Source organism: Olsenella sp. Marseille-QA0557, from assembly GCF_965119725.1.
In the GTDB taxonomy this organism is placed as follows: domain Bacteria; phylum Actinomycetota; class Coriobacteriia; order Coriobacteriales; family Atopobiaceae; genus Coprovicinus; species Coprovicinus avistercoris.
Genome location: NZ_CBCPMI010000001.1, coordinates 854,161 through 868,957, shown reverse-complemented (window position 1 = coordinate 868,957; position 14,797 = coordinate 854,161). Strand labels below are relative to the sequence as shown.

Sequence of the window (14,797 nt, the reverse complement as noted above, 5' to 3'; positions counted from 1 at the left end):
AACATGAATAATGAAAAGACATATATCATGCATGCATGGGTGTTTATCCCAAACAACAAACGAACTTTAAACACAACACCGACGAGCAACATGGGATAGAGAGGGAGAGAGATGCCAGGTAGGGTCCTTGGGGGCCGGTACACGGTCCAAGACAAAATCGGCGCAGGAGGAATGGCCACAGTTTTTCGCGGTCTTGACAATGTGTTAGGACGCACGGTTGCCATTAAGACAATGCTTCCTCAATATGCATCTGACCCATCTTTTGCTGCACGTTTTAAGCAAGAGGCACAGGCAGCTGCAGCACTTCAGAGTCCATACATTGTCTCGGTCTACGACTGGGGCAAAGATGGTGAGACGTACTACATTGTTATGGAGTACCTGCGTGGCACCGATCTTAAGAGTGGCATTCGCAAGCACGGTGCGCTCGATTGCCGCAAGGTAGCACAAATTGGCTCACAAATTGCGCAGGCTCTCTCTGTTGCCCACAAGCACGACATTATCCATAGAGATATCAAGCCGCAGAACATCATGGTTCAGCCCGACGGCAATATCAAAGTCATGGACTTTGGTATTGCACGAGCAAAGAACAGTCACCTCACACAGGACAACAATGTTCTTGGCACGGCGCACTATGTCTCTCCGGAACAAACACAGGGCAAGGAGCTCGGCCCAACATCTGATATCTACTCCCTCGGTATCGTGATGTATGAGGCAGCTACCGGCCAAGTACCCTTCCAGGGCGATGACGCCATTTCTGTAGCGCTCAAGCAAGTACAAGAGCAGCCCGTTCCTCCCAGCCAAATCAATCCCAATGTCGATGCGCAGCTTGAAGGAATTATTCTTCGCTGTATGCAGAAGAACCCTCAAGATCGCTTCCAGACTGCAGACGAGCTTGCACGTGTTTTGCGTGATTATCTTGCTGGTCGTATGGCTGCTGTATCCAGTGCAACCGCTATTCCAACACCCATCGCTGGACAAACCCAGCGCATGGGCCAGGTCACCCCACCTATCTCACCAAACGGACGTACTTCAACCCGTATTCCTTCTCAGCATATTGGTGAGTCAGCAACAAACGAAGCTGAGAAACGCTCGCGGTCGCGCAGGAACAAAATTATCGCGGGGGTTATTGTTGCCATTATCGCCATCGTTGGAATTGTTGTTGCTGTAAGCGCAATGAACTCCAACTCCGCACGTCAAGAAGTGCCGAACTTTGTAACGCTCACACAAGATCAGGCGACTTCACAAATCGAAAACTCCGACTTCTTTGAAGTTGGCGAGATTACGGAAGAATACAGCGCGAATGTAGAAGAAGGCCGCATTATTGAGCAGGATCCAAGTGCTGGTACGCAGGTTACTAAAGGAACCAAGATTAATCTCGTTGTCTCGCGTGGACCAGAGCCTGCTGCTGATGTAACCGTTCCTGACTTGCAGAACAAAACGCCTGCTGAGGCAGAAAAAGAGCTTGAAAGCCTTGGTCTGCGCGGGCAAGCAGGAGAATCTGTTTACTCCGACGATGTTGCAAATGGCTTGGTGTGTGGACAGTCGGTAGCACCTGGTTCAACCGCTAAGGCTGGAGATACTATCACGTACCAGATCTCGCTCGGACCTCAGAATTTGGCCGTTCCTGACGTGACCGGAAAGTCTGAAACGTCTGCCACGAGCGAACTTCAGGCCGCTGGCTTTGAGGTAAACGTAGAGTACCGCAATAGCAACAGCGTTGAAGCTGGTTTGGTAATGAGTTACTCGCCTACAAGCGATCAGCCCAAGGGCACTACCATTACCATTACTGTCTCGGATGGCCCTGCTTATACGCCGTCTTATCCAAGTGGCGGAAACTCGAATTCTGATTCCTCTGATTCTTCTGATTCAGATTCATCAGATTCCAGTGATTCCTCCAATAGTGGCTCTAATACAGGATCGGACTCGGATTCCTCTGATAGCAGCAGCTCAACGTCATAGCTTCGTTTGTTGCGTTACTTTGAAGCCCGGTACGCCATGTACCGGGCTTTTTTCATGACAATCAAAGAGCAGTAATTTGATCGAGATTTTCTGTTCTTATCACATCTGTTGATCGCTAGTTTCAAAAAACCGTTATTGAGAAGGACCATTTTCTTCTATACAGGGGGAGATTGTGGGTTATTGCAGTACAAGGAAGTCTTATCAATAAAAAGGCCAGAGGCTTTTCTATGCCCCTGGCCTGCTATTTCCTGGTGCCCCCGGGCCGATTCGAACGGCCGACACCCGCTTTAGGAGAGCGGTGCTCTATCCCCTGAGCTACGGAGGCGAAAGTAAGCGCCTTAATAATACCGCGGCGCTATTTTAGCATGTGCAACACATTATGCCGCTGTGGAACTGCCCTTCTTGCCCTTGCGACGACGACGCGCACGGCGCTCGGCAATATCCTCTTTGATGATGGCGTCAAGACGCTTTACGCTCATACCGCGGCACTTATCATCAGCGGCACGGCGCAGTGGACGAATACGCACGAGGTCGTAGACGAGACCGCCGATAATACCACCATAAGCAAGGATAAGCGAGACGAGCGTGAACATACCCCAGCCCGTTGAAACATCAGTGCTCGCCCCTGCAGGCGCAGCAATGTAGAGCACAACAAAGGAAGAGGCCGTCATAACAAGGCCGATAATAACGAGAATCCACCAGCGAATACGACGCTTGCGATACAGCGGATCTTTTGCCAGCACAATATTGGTAGCGGTGGCCAAACGATCTCGATTGCGCTCTTCTTCCATCTTCTGCTGCTTGCGCTGCTCACGCGTCAGATTCGAAGTGGATTTAGTTGCTGCTCTTGATGAAGGACCTGCCGCAACAACACGAACACCCTGCGCAGCCTCACGAGCCGGCTTTGCACGCGTTGCTGAGCGCTTCTCAAATCCCGTTGAAGCGACATCTTCCGTATGCTCATCTTTAGAGCGATCTTTTTTGCCGCCTTTTTCCTCACTGCGATCACGAGAGGATAGGTTCTTATCGGCAGCTCGCTGCTGAGCAATCTCCTCGCGAGCTCCTTGCAACGTATCACGCAGAGACATGAGACTCCTTCATTGGAACGAACGTATCACCAGTAATGATCTGGAATGCCTCCTGATAACGCTCAGAAGTACCGCGGACAACATCCTCTGGCAGGTGTGGAGGTTCTCCAGTCATGTCCCAATTTGCCCGCAGCCAGTCGCGCACAAACTGTTTGTCATAGGAAGGCTGAACCTTGCCCTCTTCATAACCTTTTGCAGGCCAGAAACGGCTGGAATCGGGAGTGAGGCACTCATCGATGAGCGTGAGTTCGCCGTCAATAATGCCAAATTCAAACTTCGTGTCAGCAATAATAATGCCGCGCGTAGCAGCATACTCAGCCGCAGCTTTATAAATAGCCAAAGAGGCATCCTTGAGCTTGGTAGTCATCTCATCGCCAACAATCTCACAACAACGCTCGAAGGAGATGTTCTCGTCATGCTCGCCAATCTCGGCCTTGGTAGAAGGGGTAAAGATAGGCTCAGGAAGCTTTGAGGCCTCTGTCAGTCCGTCAGGAAGCTTGATTCCGCAGACGGTGCCGTCCTGATCGTAGGTCTTCTTGCCAGAGCCGGTAAGATAGCCGCGCACAATGCACTCAATCGGCAGGGTTTCTGCCTTCTTGACCAGCATCGACCTTCCCAGGAGATAATCCTCGTAAGCGCGATAGCGCTCGGGGAAATCTGCAGGGTCCATCGAAATCATGTGGTTGGGAATAAGATCGGCAAAACGATCGAACCAAAACGCCGAAATTCGAGTAAGAACCTCACCTTTATGAGGAATTTCGTCTGGCAAAACGAAATCGTACGCACTGATACGGTCGCTTGCCACCATAAGCAGGGCATCGCCGCAGTCGTAGATATCTCTCACCTTGCCATGAGAATCCGGTCGCAGGTCCGCTGTTGTCATATTCGAGAACTCCTTTTTATACCGAAGCACATATGCAGCATAGAAGCATATGCAACTATAAGCTAGCTTTCAATTGTAGCTGAAGAAGACTGCTCTGCCTTGTACTCACGCGGAAGATGCAGTGTAAACATAGTTCCCTTGCCAAGCTCAGACTCCACCGAAATATAACCGTGATGTCTATCGGCGATTTCTTTAGCAAGAGCCATGCCTACACCCAAGCCACCAGAAGCACGTTCACGCGATGCGTCTGAACGCCAGAAGCGGCTAAACACCTTGGGCAAGTCCTCTTTTGCAATACCGATGCCGGTATCGGATACAGAGATAAGCACGTCTCCTTTGCCCTGTGCGACGTTGACAACAACCCAGCCGCCTTCAGGGGTATACCGCAGTGCATTACTCATAAAGTTCACCACTGCCTGGCGGACCATATCTTTGTCGACACTCGCATAGCACTCACGATGTGGCGTCTCAGAAGTAAAGAGCAGACGCAAGCCTCTATCGGCAAATAGTTGTTCTTGAGAAGTAACCAGCCCGCGCACCAATCCAACAATATCAGTGCGTTTTGGCTCAAACTTCGTTTTGCCATTTTCCATACGAGACAGCTGAAGCATAGCGTCCACTAAACGCGAAAGACGTCTGGTTTCATCAGCAACAGTTCCCAAATGTTTGTCATCTGTTGGAAGCACGCCATCCTGCATGGCTTCCACGGTTGCCATCATTGCCATGAGCGGTGTACGAAGCTCATGGGCAACATCGCTTGTCAGGCGGTGTTCGAGCTTAAGATCGCGCTCGAGCGTGGTAGCCATCTCATCGAATGTCTCGCCGAGCTCGCCGATCTCATCTTCACCAGAAAGCCCTGTGCGCGCCGATAGTTCTCCATTACGGATCTGTTTGGCTGTAGAAGTCACACGCTTCAAAGGATCGGTCAGCGACCGAGAAACAAAAACGCCAAGGATACAGGCAAACGCCACTGCAATAGCAGCAGCCGTCCAAATCGCACCATATGAATTGGAGCGAAATGCAGCATCGGAGCGCGTAAGCAGGACATCCGAACCGTTTGCCCATACTCGAACCGTGCCGACCTTTTCATCATTTACACGTATGGAAGCAGTAACATAGGCATCCGAGCTTTCGGGTGCACGGGACACGGGTTCAGCTGGCATACTGCCCTCTGAACCGCTTCCGCGAGAACTTTGAGCAGGAACAACCCAGGTATCGTCGTAAATGACGGTTCCATCAGCATTTAAAACCTGAATACCCGCATCGGCAGAAGTCGAAGTAGCAGAACTCGCATAGGAGAGGACCTCGTTCGTCCAGCCGCCCTCCTCCTCATAATGCAGCGCAAGCTCGCTGGCCGTTGCGTTAGCAAGCTGCTGCATATTAGAGCGAGCATAGCGCTGGAACTGTCCCTCCCACACAAAGGAGAGGATGAATACAAGAATGCCCACCGTCATGATGGCGGTAAGGGCAAACGTTATAGTGAGGCGCGCGCCAAAAGTAATTGTCCGCCTCGTGCCCGAGCGCAGCGTCTTCCAAGATGCGTGAGGCGAGTCCGATGAGGACTCGCCTGCATCTGATTGCCGCGCTCGCTTCCCAATAACGAAGTGAGCCACAAGCAAACCCGCCTATTACGATTATTCAGCTGCGTCCTGGGACTTCTCTGGTGCCTCGAAACGGTACCCAACCCCATGGACGGTATACAGCCAGCGAGGATTACGAGGATCATCGCCGAGCTTGGCGCGGAGATTCTTCACATGGGAATCGATCGTGCGCTCATAGCCCTCAAAGTCGTAACCCAAGACCTTCTCAACAAGCTCCATACGTGTATATACACGACCAGGATAGCGTGCAAGCGTGGTGAGGAGCTTGAACTCAGAAGCGGTGAGGTCAACCTCTTTGCCCTCAACCAGCACCTTATGACCTGAAATATCAATGACAAGATCGCCGAAGTCGAGCACCTCAAGCTGGGGCTCAGCCTCAACATGGACGCGCCTCAAAAGTGCACGCACACGGGCGATAAGCTCGCGCGGAGAGAACGGCTTAATTAGGTAGTCGTCCGCACCAAGCTCAAGACCAATGATGCGGTCCTCCACCTCGCCTTTTGCCGTAAGCATAATAATGGGCACATCGGACGTGTCGCGAATAGCGCGGCAAACACGCTCTCCCGAAAGTTTCGGAAGCATGAGGTCGAGAACGATAAGATCGAACGTATGCTTCTCGAACTCCTCGAGAGCCGACTGTCCGTCCCCTACCCCTCGAACCCAATATCCTTCGCGCTCGAGGTATGCTGCCACCGCATCACGAATGGCAACTTCGTCTTCTACCAGCAAAATCTTTTTAACATCCGGAGCCATGGCTGGCCTCCTTTGTAGGCATGCATCATAACACGGCCCATCCGCGTTATAGACTATCTCACGTTACCACAGGTCCACGTATGAGGTCAGCCTTCAACCTCAAGATGGACCATTTCTTCTACACATCCTATCCTGTTTCTGTGGCAAGCGGAAAGACTCTTACCACAACACTTGCAGGCAATCCTGTATTTTCGTCTTTGACCGTTGAAAAGGTTACGAAGCGTGAGCATTCCCCATCGGATGCTGGGTATTCTCCGTAATCCAATGCACGGTCGTTGGCAGTGAGAACCGAATAGGTTTGATCTTCGGTATTAACAGCAAAATAGGAAGCATTGCTCTTTATGAGATACAACCCCGAAGAAGTGCCCGCAACCTGTGCCGACGGCTCGCGTGCCAAAGATATAAATGGACCTTGACCTGCACCTATATAAGTTCCCATGTTGCCCAGCAAGCCACCCGAACCGTAGTTTGCTTCAATGGAGAAGACAAACGAATCGCCAATTCTTGTGGCATAAAACGGATGAACGCTTGCCGGCAATACGAGCTGATCAACCACTGAAGAAAGATTGTCTGACAAATCGTATGCCGTTATGCCGTAGTAGGTTCCTTCATCGGCACGCACACGAGGTGCCAAGGTGACTGTGCTTCCCGAGACAGAAGGCGCACACCCAAACCTGCCAGGTGATTCCACAACAGAAGTTGCATCGGAACCGCCTAATGTCCAGAAATAACAAAACGAATGATCTTGACGTTTTGACCCTTTAGCCGATGGCATGTTAAGCCAAATGACATGATCGGCTGAGCAAGCTATTTGAGGGGGATCGTAATCGGAGTTTCCCTCCGCTAGCTTTGAAGGGCTGCCTTGAGCAGCGCCTTCACTCAGGGCCGTTGCATAGAGCACCCATGAACGCGTGAGCATATCAAGTTCAACCCAAGCGTAAACCGAGTCAGAGCACCGAGCGTCATACACAACCCAGCCAGAACCCTCGCTAATGCATTCTGGGACCACATCTACCAGTGTTCCCGATTCAATCGAAAGTGCAGATCCCTTGATCATTTGGGTAGCAGTGTTGCCTGCAGCCAATACAGGAAGCCAGCTTCCTTCTGCTGCAAACAACACGCTCCCCAATGGAAGCTCCCAGCTTGCTGAAGCAGTGAGCGCAAGGTCGGCCTCTGAATAGGTATCAAGAATGCTTGTTGCCGACCCATCGTCTACAACCGTTGGGTTGCCCGTCTGCTTCTCGTCTTCCGATGAGCAGCCAGAGACAAGCTGAACCGTTGCGACCGCCACGCCCGTAGCGGCCGCTCCTTTAAGAAGCGTGCGCCGCGAAAACGGCCTGCTCCATGAGCTCTTATGACGTTTCGGCTGCATCATTGTTTATGAAATGACACCGCACGTAAAGCATGCGTCAGTTGGTCGGCACAAGACGTGGAGCGAGCTCCGCACGTGTTGCCTTCCAGAATTTCGCAAACACTATCAACAGACATACCGCGAACCAGCTTGCTAATTGCCTTCAGGTTGCCATTACATCCACCAACAAAAGAGATCGACTCGATGGTTTTTCCATCGTCGGTAAGCTCTACATGGATGTTGCGAGCACATACGCCACGCGGCTTATAGTCATAAGAAATCATATAGACAAGCTCCTCAATCAGTCGAAGCTGAGGGTGCCCAAGCGCTCAAATACAACGTCAACACGTGTGAGGAAGCTCCACGGATCAAAAATACGATCGAGCTCTTCGCTGCTTACCGTACAACGCGGATCCGCCTCGAGTTTCTCACGGAAGGTTGTTCCACCTGTGCACTGCTGCACCTCTCGCCATGTTGCCATAGCGTTTTCCTGAACAATTTTGTAGGCCTCTTCACGTGTTATACCCGTCTCGACAAGAGCCAATAGCACTTTCGAAGAGAAAATAAGTCCACGGGTCTTGTTGAGGTTTGCCTTCATTTGCTCGGGATAGAGGATAAGGCCGTCAACAATGCGGATCAGGCACTGATACATATGGTCAAGTGCAATAAAGCTATCTGCCTGAGCAACACGCTCTGCAGAGCTGTGGGAAATGTCACGCTCGTGCCAAAGTGCCACGTTATCAAAGGCAACCTGTGCATTTGCCTTGACTACGCGGCTCAGTCCACAGACCTTCTCAACCGTAATAGGATTGCGCTTGTGAGGCATAGCGGAAGAGCCCTTCTGTCCCTTCTTAAATGGCTCTTCTGCCTCAAGCGTATCGGTCTTTTGCAGATTGCGAATTTCGGTTGCAATGCGCTCACAGGTAGCTGCGCAGGTAGCAAGCACACCCGCAAGATAAGCATGGTGATCACGGCTAATAACCTGTGTTGAGAGCGGATCGTGAGCAAGACCAAGGTGCTCACATACGTATTCCTCTACAAAAGGATCGATGGAGGAGTAGGTGCCAACAGCACCAGAAATAGCGCCAAAGGCCACGTTTTTACGAGCGTCAATAAGGCGATCAAGATCGCGACGCAGCTCCCAGGCCCAGCTACCAAACTTCATGCCAAAGGTCATGGGCTCAGCATGGATGCCATGGGTGCGCCCAACACAAAGCGTATCGCGCTCTTCAAAGGCGCGGCGAAGGCAAATCTCGCCGAGGCGACGGCAATCCTCAATAAGAAGGTCGGTTGCCTGAACCAGCTGATAGCACAGAGCCGTGTCGCCCAGATCGGAGCTCGTCATGCCAAAGTGAACCCAGCGGCTGGGTTTAGGCTCTCCCTCGGGCACCTCACGGTCGATGTACTCGCCCATGTTGGTGAGAAATGCAATAACGTCATGATTGGTTACTGCCTCAATAGCGTCTACCTCGTCCTTATTAAAATCCGCATGCTCGCGAATCCACGCTGCCTCTTCGCGCGTGATGCCAATCTTTCCCATCTCAGCGTGTGCCTCGCAGGCAAGCACCTCAATCTCTTGCCAGATGGCATACTTATTCTCCAGCGAGAAGATGTGGCCCATTTCCGGACGGGTATAACGGTCAATCATGAAGTCTCCTTTGGAGGACGCGGCGTACCTACTTCACCCAAATAAATTCTCTGGGTTTTCCATACTAACCACTTGTTAATGTTTACGGCTCCGAAGGACTGCCGCAACGACAATAACCACAATTGCAATTACTACAAACACAACGGGCAATATGTTGTTTGTAGGATCAGATGTACTGGGGAGAACTGTTGTTAGCATGCTCATAGTACTGTCCTTATTTACCAAATACGTCGGGCGAATGCCCCTGTTGCGCCTAGATGTTTAATCTCAGCAACTCAATTCTTGTAAAAGTATAAAGCCAGCATCCGCAAACGTTATGCAGATAAGGAAAGAGCGACCCGATGCAAGTCGGGCCGCTCTTTTCATGTATAAGCTGTTTAGGCAAGACTCAAAAATGTTTCCTATGCCTCACGACGACGAGAGATAGCAGCTCCCGCTGCAAGTGCAACCCCTACAGCTGCCAAAGCAGCAGGTGCTACATTGTTTGTAGAATCGCTCGTCTGGGGCAAAGTTGCAGAATCTTTCTTGTTCTCAGTCTTCTGCTCATCTGCACCTTCTGGTGAAACAGGGATTTTATCCTCAGTATCATTCTGCACCCAACCAGCATAAAGTGTTATGTCTTCAGTTATTGGCTGGCCAAACTGATACTCACCAGATACTGTCCCGTCTTCGGCACGGTTTGTAAACCAACCGACGAAAGTCCAACCCGCATAGCTTGGATCGGTGAGACCAGAGATTACTCCGCCGTCAGGCACCTCTACTGTTCCATTAGGAAGTCCATGCCCATATACCAAGGTTACTGTATGTTTAACTGCTGGCACAACAACGCTTGATGGATCAATTTCAGTCTTCCCAGCAGCATCAGAGAAGTACTTATGACATACCGGGCAAGTCCAATATTCGATGTTGCCGTCTTGTGTACCAGTAGGATCTGATGCTTCAACATGAACAAGCTGATGTCCTGTGGCAGGGATGCTCATTTCCTCAGGAGTTGTTGGCTGAGTCCCATTCTCATCCTTGAAGCAATCTCCACAGATGGCGCACTGCCAGTATTTTGCATTGCCTTCTTCAGTGCAGCTTGGATCTTGAGCATCAACAACCTGAAGGCTGTGAGCATGGACGCCGAAAGAGCCGTCTTGATTTTGGTTTAACCCAGAACCTGACACAATGTAGGACTCGTCAGGCGCATTGCCCTGATAGGTTCCGCCAGACACTTCAATGTCATCGGAACTATTTCCACTATTGTCAGTGAAGAAAGGAGCCTGGCTACCCGTTGTAATAAAAGTACCGCCCTTAATATCAATGGTTCCGCTCTCAATACCACCTCTATCCTTGAGGTTATAAATGATGCCGGAAGCCTGATCACAAGGATCAAAGGTACCGCCGTTTATAGTTGCCTCATTCCAGTTAAGAATGGAGGTGTTGGCACCATTGATAAGCTTGCCACCGTTCACCTCGAGCACACCATAGGAGTCGTTCTTTACGTATTTTCCACCATTAATAGTGCCACCGTTGATAGTGAGCTTGGCGTTATAGCCTTCCTCATTTGGTCTTCCAGAGAACCAGCCATTGTCAATGATGCTCGAATGTCCTGCTGGTGTGCCATCAGCAAGGAGCAGCTCAACGGTCGTTCCGTCATTAATGGTAAGTTCACCCTGGTTGAGAATAGTGTAATAGGAATTGCCGTTTGCATTACTGCTGCCAGTAGCGTAGTCAAGCGTACCAGCTTCCTGCGAACGTTTGAATATTCCGCCATTAAGAGTAGTGGTCGAACCCTCACTTGTGGCAAGCGCAGCCTTGCCATGAGAGACGTTGTCTACAACTCCACCACCTACAGAATCAATAACGGTAAGGGCTCCGTTATTGGTAATGGTATGCTTATTGTTCTCGTTAGTGAGCGTGTTGCCATTCAAATCAAGCGTAATTGAATCGTTCTTATCGACAGTTATAGATTCGGTTACATTAGCAACAAGCTGAACAGTCTGACCTTCAGTTGCTGCATTAATGGCCTCCTGAACCGACTCGTAAGGAGTATCGCCAATCTTAGCAACCGCCTCGGTTACGCTTTCGTCCACGGTTGCATCATTACCGGTAACTTGTCCCTCAAAGGTACCATCACCTGTAATTTGAAGCGTACCGTTATTGGTAACCGTACCATTTAACGTGTGCCCACCAAGATCAATCTTCACGTTAGCATCTTGGGGAACAACCACATCTTCGGCAACATCATCCAAAAGCGTTGCCGTTCCCTCGCTGCGTGTGTCGTTAAGAGCGCTGCTCACAGAAGAGTAAAGCGTATTTGAATTAATGGATGAATTTGCAGATGTAAGGGTTGTAGTGTCCGCTTTAACTACAAGATTCTCAAGCTCAGGGCTGCTAATTGTTGTATTGCTCGTTGAGACCGAGCCTTCGATAATCTTATAGTCTCCGTCCGTCGCAGAAATACGAATGGGATCTCGTCCTTCAGCAGCCTCTAACGTGGCTTCAGAAGCTATGTCAATCGTGGCGCTGAGGTTATCACCATTTGCTGCGTTAGTTTTATCAGCTCTGTAAACCGTCACAGCATTGCCATTAGTACTTGTCAGTGTTCCATCCGTAATATCAACATCGAGGTCGGGTGAATTCATATATTGGCCATCGGATGCACCGTACTGCTGTGTAACAAGTTTCACGGCCGCGCCATCTGAATAACTGCCACCGCCAGAATATCCAAAGGAATAGGCTTCTGTTCCGGTGAGTGTGCCCCCGGAAATAGAAATAGTGCCCATTTTCGCTTCAATGGCATTACCACCAGTAATAGAGCCGCCGGTAACGGTAAGTTTGCCCTCCATAGGCCAATAAATGGCTGTATCAGTAGCTGTGATAGTTCCACCATTTATTGTTGCCGAACAAGTTGCAGATTGCAGATTATTGCCTGAGATGGCAAACGCCGTGCACTCAATGGAGCCACCGTCCATTGTTACCGAGGAGGGTGTGGCACCCTGGGTGTTGTTCAACTTACCGGATGCGTCCAGGTTAAACAAGCTGACACCATACGCACCCTTAAGAGCTGCACTCCCTGAGATAGTTGCATTAGATGCCAAAAGAACCAGCGGATCTGTGTCTGACTGTACTAATCCACCACTCAAGGTAATAGTTGCACGCTGACCACGAACAGCTTCAGAAGTACCGGTTACCGAGCCGCCAGTCATTGAAAAGCTTGAGCCCTCATTGTTAACCAAAACTCCTCTGACTTCGGAGTCGATAGTACCACTCTCAAGAATTGCGGAACCATTCACCAGCAACGCTGCTGTTGTTCCACCTGAAATAGATCCATTTCCTGCGGAATCCTGGATAGTTAAGGTTGCTCCCGATTTCACACCAACAATATGTGAGAGGCCTTCGCCTGTAATAGTGCAACCATGAAGATCCAATGTTGCATTGTTTGTTACAACAATGGGGGTAGTCAGCGTTACGTTTTGGCTGAGGACTACGGTTTGCCCATCGGCATTATCAAAAGCCTCTTGCAGCGTGTCATAACTCTTTCCATTAACAGAGGCTGCACCGACTGATTGAGGTGCTTCTCCAGCTTTAGAATCTTCAACGCCAGACGAAGTCCCCGCATCATCAGATGGGAGTGCTGTTTCACTTTGGTCAGAGGCGACATTTGTAGGATTCTCAGCACCTTGGCCTGTAGTCGTACTCTCTTCCCCTAGAACAGCGGAGTCATCACCTTCTACAATAGAGTCAGTGACACTCCCCCCCCCCACTTCATTTTCCGCATATGCCGGAACAGAAAGCAGAGGCGAGACTGCAAGGGATGCAGAGAGCAAGACTGACATGGCGGCAGAGCCTACAGTCTTTTTTGTGCTCATTTATGCTCCTTTTTTCTCATGCAAAATGCCAGAACTAAGCCTACTGATGTGAAAGTCTGTTCTGCCATTTTCCCGCCAGCTTATCGTTCATTTATAAAACTGTTAGGTGGTGCATTTCAATCACAATACCAAAATTCCTGACAGCATGTTTAAAGACAGCTCCTAACGTTCACCGTAATACCTACGCACTACTCAGGTTTTTCACTTTCCTTCTCGAGCAAAGCACGCGCTTCTGCAAGTTGTTCAACCACGGCATCATGACCAGTGCCACCATAGGTAACTCGGGCATTTGCAATGCCTGCAGGATCAAGATCTTTCACAATGTCTGCCTCAAACAGAGGACTTGCAGCCTGGAATTCCTCCAGCGTGAGGTCCTCCAAGCCCTTACCGTGCTTCTCGCAATACAGCACCAACTCTCCTACTACGCGATGAGCGTCGCGGAAGGGCATTCCTTTTTTTGCGAGATAGTCGGCCACGTCGGTAGCTGCGGTAAATCCAGTTTTTGCCTGCGCAAGCATAACGTCTGGATGTACCGTCATCGTTTCTATCATGCCTGCTGCTATCTCCATACAGTCGGAAAGCGTGTGCGCTGCATCCAGAGGCCCTTCTTTGCACTCCTGCAGATCTTTGTTATAGGCAAGTGGAAGCGACTTCATCGTAGTGAGAAGTGCTATAAGGTCACCATACACACGGCCAGTCTTACCGCGAGTAAGCTCAGCAAAGTCAGGATTCTTCTTCTGCGGCATGATGGAAGAGCCTGTGGCATAGCTATCCGAAAGCGTGATAAATCCGAACTCGGTTGTGCTCCAAAGGACAATCTCCTCGCACAAACGTGACAGATGCATCATGCTCACCGAGCAGGCATATTCCAGGTCAAGTAGATAATCCCTGTCAGACACAGCGTCCATTGAATTGGGAATGGTGCGGGAGAACCCCAAAAGCTTGCTTGTACGTTTGCGATCGAGCGGATAGGTGGTACCTGCCAGCGCTGCCGCCCCAAGTGGATTTGCATCCGCTGCGGTTTGAGCGGCTACAAGGCGCGTAAAGTCCCGTGAGAACATCCAAAAATATGCCAGCAAGTGATGGCCTAACAACACTGGCTGCGCGTGCTGGAGATGTGTATAACCCGGCATGACAACATCAAGGTTCTTCTCAGCAGCATCGAGAAGAACCCGGCGAAGTGCAATATTTCCCTGGATGAGATGGTTGCAGAGATCTTTTGCAAGCAGACGCAGATCGCACGCAACCTGATCGTTGCGCGAACGCCCGGTGTGTAGACGTGCTCCCGGCGTTCCAATTTCGCGCGTGAGCTCTCCTTCTACTGCCATATGAACATCTTCATCGTTCACATCCCATATAAAGGAGCCATCTTCAATGCGCTGAGCGATGCGCTGAAGCCCTTCATCAATTGCAGCCTGATCTTCTCCAGAAATTATCCCCTGCTCGGCAAGCATGCGTGCATGAGCACGACTACCAGCAATATCTTGCGACGCCATGGCCTTATCTACCTCAAGTGAGGCTCCAAATTCCTGCGTAAACGCATCGACACCCTTTTCAAATCTGCCGCCCCACAATGCCATGATGCACCCTTTCGTCGTAAATCTGGTACCTTTCAAGCTTAATCGAGAAACGCTCCCACACTGCGCACAATAAGAAGTGC

The 14,797-nt window shown here is 50.4% G+C and carries 11 protein-coding genes and 1 tRNA gene; 1 reads left to right on the top strand and 11 read right to left on the bottom strand.

The window, feature by feature from the left end:
• The first annotated feature begins 111 nt into the window (after window positions 1–111).
• Window positions 112–1,959 carry a Stk1 family PASTA domain-containing Ser/Thr kinase gene (pknB, locus tag ACQY6Y_RS03945; RefSeq protein WP_428379011.1) on the top strand — a complete coding sequence of 616 codons (1,848 nt, stop codon included), beginning with the start codon at window positions 112–114 and terminating at the stop codon, window positions 1,957–1,959.
• Window positions 1,960–2,208: 249 nt separating this feature from the next.
• On the opposite strand, the gene ACQY6Y_RS03940 is transcribed toward pknB, so the two are convergent.
• The 11 genes from ACQY6Y_RS03940 to argH all read right to left on the bottom strand — a co-directional run bounded on the left by ACQY6Y_RS03940 (window position 2,209) and on the right by argH (window position 14,717).
• Window positions 2,209–2,284 (bottom strand) — tRNA-Arg (locus ACQY6Y_RS03940).
• 52 nt (window positions 2,285–2,336) lie between these two features.
• A complete protein-coding gene (locus tag ACQY6Y_RS03935; RefSeq protein WP_428379010.1) occupies window positions 2,337–3,047 on the bottom strand; it encodes a hypothetical protein in 711 nt (236 codons plus the stop codon).
• Window positions 3,034–3,930 (bottom strand): phosphoribosylaminoimidazolesuccinocarboxamide synthase, encoded by an 897-nt coding sequence (locus ACQY6Y_RS03930; protein WP_428379009.1) that lies wholly within the window; start codon window positions 3,928–3,930, stop codon window positions 3,034–3,036. Before ACQY6Y_RS03930 ends, ACQY6Y_RS03935 begins: the two co-directional genes overlap by 14 nt.
• A 62-nt stretch (window positions 3,931–3,992) precedes the next feature.
• On the bottom strand, window positions 3,993–5,543 hold the full coding sequence (locus ACQY6Y_RS03925; protein WP_428379008.1) for a sensor histidine kinase: 1,551 nt from the start codon (window positions 5,541–5,543) through the stop codon (window positions 3,993–3,995).
• Window positions 5,544–5,564: 21 nt separating this feature from the next.
• On the bottom strand, window positions 5,565–6,284 hold the full coding sequence (locus ACQY6Y_RS03920) for a response regulator (RefSeq protein WP_428379007.1): 720 nt from the start codon (window positions 6,282–6,284) through the stop codon (window positions 5,565–5,567).
• Between the two features lie 127 nt (window positions 6,285–6,411).
• Window positions 6,412–7,575, bottom strand: a complete 1,164-nt coding sequence (locus ACQY6Y_RS03915) for a Tat pathway signal protein (RefSeq protein WP_428379006.1) — start codon at window positions 7,573–7,575, stop codon at window positions 6,412–6,414.
• A gap of 80 nt (window positions 7,576–7,655) precedes the next feature.
• Complete coding sequence (locus ACQY6Y_RS03910) at window positions 7,656–7,919, bottom strand: TIGR03905 family TSCPD domain-containing protein (protein WP_428379005.1); 264 nt, start codon at window positions 7,917–7,919, stop codon at window positions 7,656–7,658.
• A 17-nt stretch (window positions 7,920–7,936) separates the two neighbouring features.
• Entirely contained in the window at window positions 7,937–9,283 is a 1,347-nt protein-coding gene (purB, locus tag ACQY6Y_RS03905) for an adenylosuccinate lyase (protein ID WP_428379004.1), read from the bottom strand.
• A gap of 75 nt (window positions 9,284–9,358) precedes the next feature.
• Window positions 9,359–9,487: a hypothetical protein gene (locus ACQY6Y_RS03900; protein WP_428379003.1), complete on the bottom strand. Its 129-nt coding sequence runs from the start codon at window positions 9,485–9,487 to the stop codon at window positions 9,359–9,361.
• A gap of 197 nt (window positions 9,488–9,684) precedes the next feature.
• On the bottom strand, window positions 9,685–13,137 hold the full coding sequence (locus ACQY6Y_RS03895) for an InlB B-repeat-containing protein (RefSeq protein ID WP_428379002.1): 3,453 nt from the start codon (window positions 13,135–13,137) through the stop codon (window positions 9,685–9,687).
• Window positions 13,138–13,325: 188 nt separating this feature from the next.
• A complete protein-coding gene (gene argH, locus ACQY6Y_RS03890) occupies window positions 13,326–14,717 on the bottom strand; it encodes an argininosuccinate lyase (RefSeq protein ID WP_428379001.1) in 1,392 nt (463 codons plus the stop codon).
• Window positions 14,718–14,797: the final 80 nt, after the last annotated feature.

Excerpts from the sequence above, each read along its gene's own strand:
- pknB (WP_428379011.1), top strand. The coding sequence starts at position 112 with ATGCCAGGTAGGGTCCTTGGGGGCCGGTACACGGTCCAAGACAAAATC.
- ACQY6Y_RS03935 (WP_428379010.1), bottom strand. The coding sequence starts at position 3,047 with ATGTCTCTGCGTGATACGTTGCAAGGAGCTCGCGAGGAGATTGCTCAG.
- ACQY6Y_RS03930 (WP_428379009.1), bottom strand. The coding sequence starts at position 3,930 with ATGACAACAGCGGACCTGCGACCGGATTCTCATGGCAAGGTGAGAGAT.
- ACQY6Y_RS03920 (WP_428379007.1), bottom strand. The coding sequence starts at position 6,284 with ATGGCTCCGGATGTTAAAAAGATTTTGCTGGTAGAAGACGAAGTTGCC.
- ACQY6Y_RS03910 (WP_428379005.1), bottom strand. The coding sequence starts at position 7,919 with ATGATTTCTTATGACTATAAGCCGCGTGGCGTATGTGCTCGCAACATC.
- purB (WP_428379004.1), bottom strand. The coding sequence starts at position 9,283 with ATGATTGACCGTTATACCCGTCCGGAAATGGGCCACATCTTCTCGCTG.
- ACQY6Y_RS03900 (WP_428379003.1), bottom strand. The coding sequence starts at position 9,487 with ATGAGCATGCTAACAACAGTTCTCCCCAGTACATCTGATCCTACAAAC.
- ACQY6Y_RS03895 (WP_428379002.1), bottom strand. The coding sequence starts at position 13,137 with ATGAGCACAAAAAAGACTGTAGGCTCTGCCGCCATGTCAGTCTTGCTC.
- argH (WP_428379001.1), bottom strand. The coding sequence starts at position 14,717 with ATGGCATTGTGGGGCGGCAGATTTGAAAAGGGTGTCGATGCGTTTACG.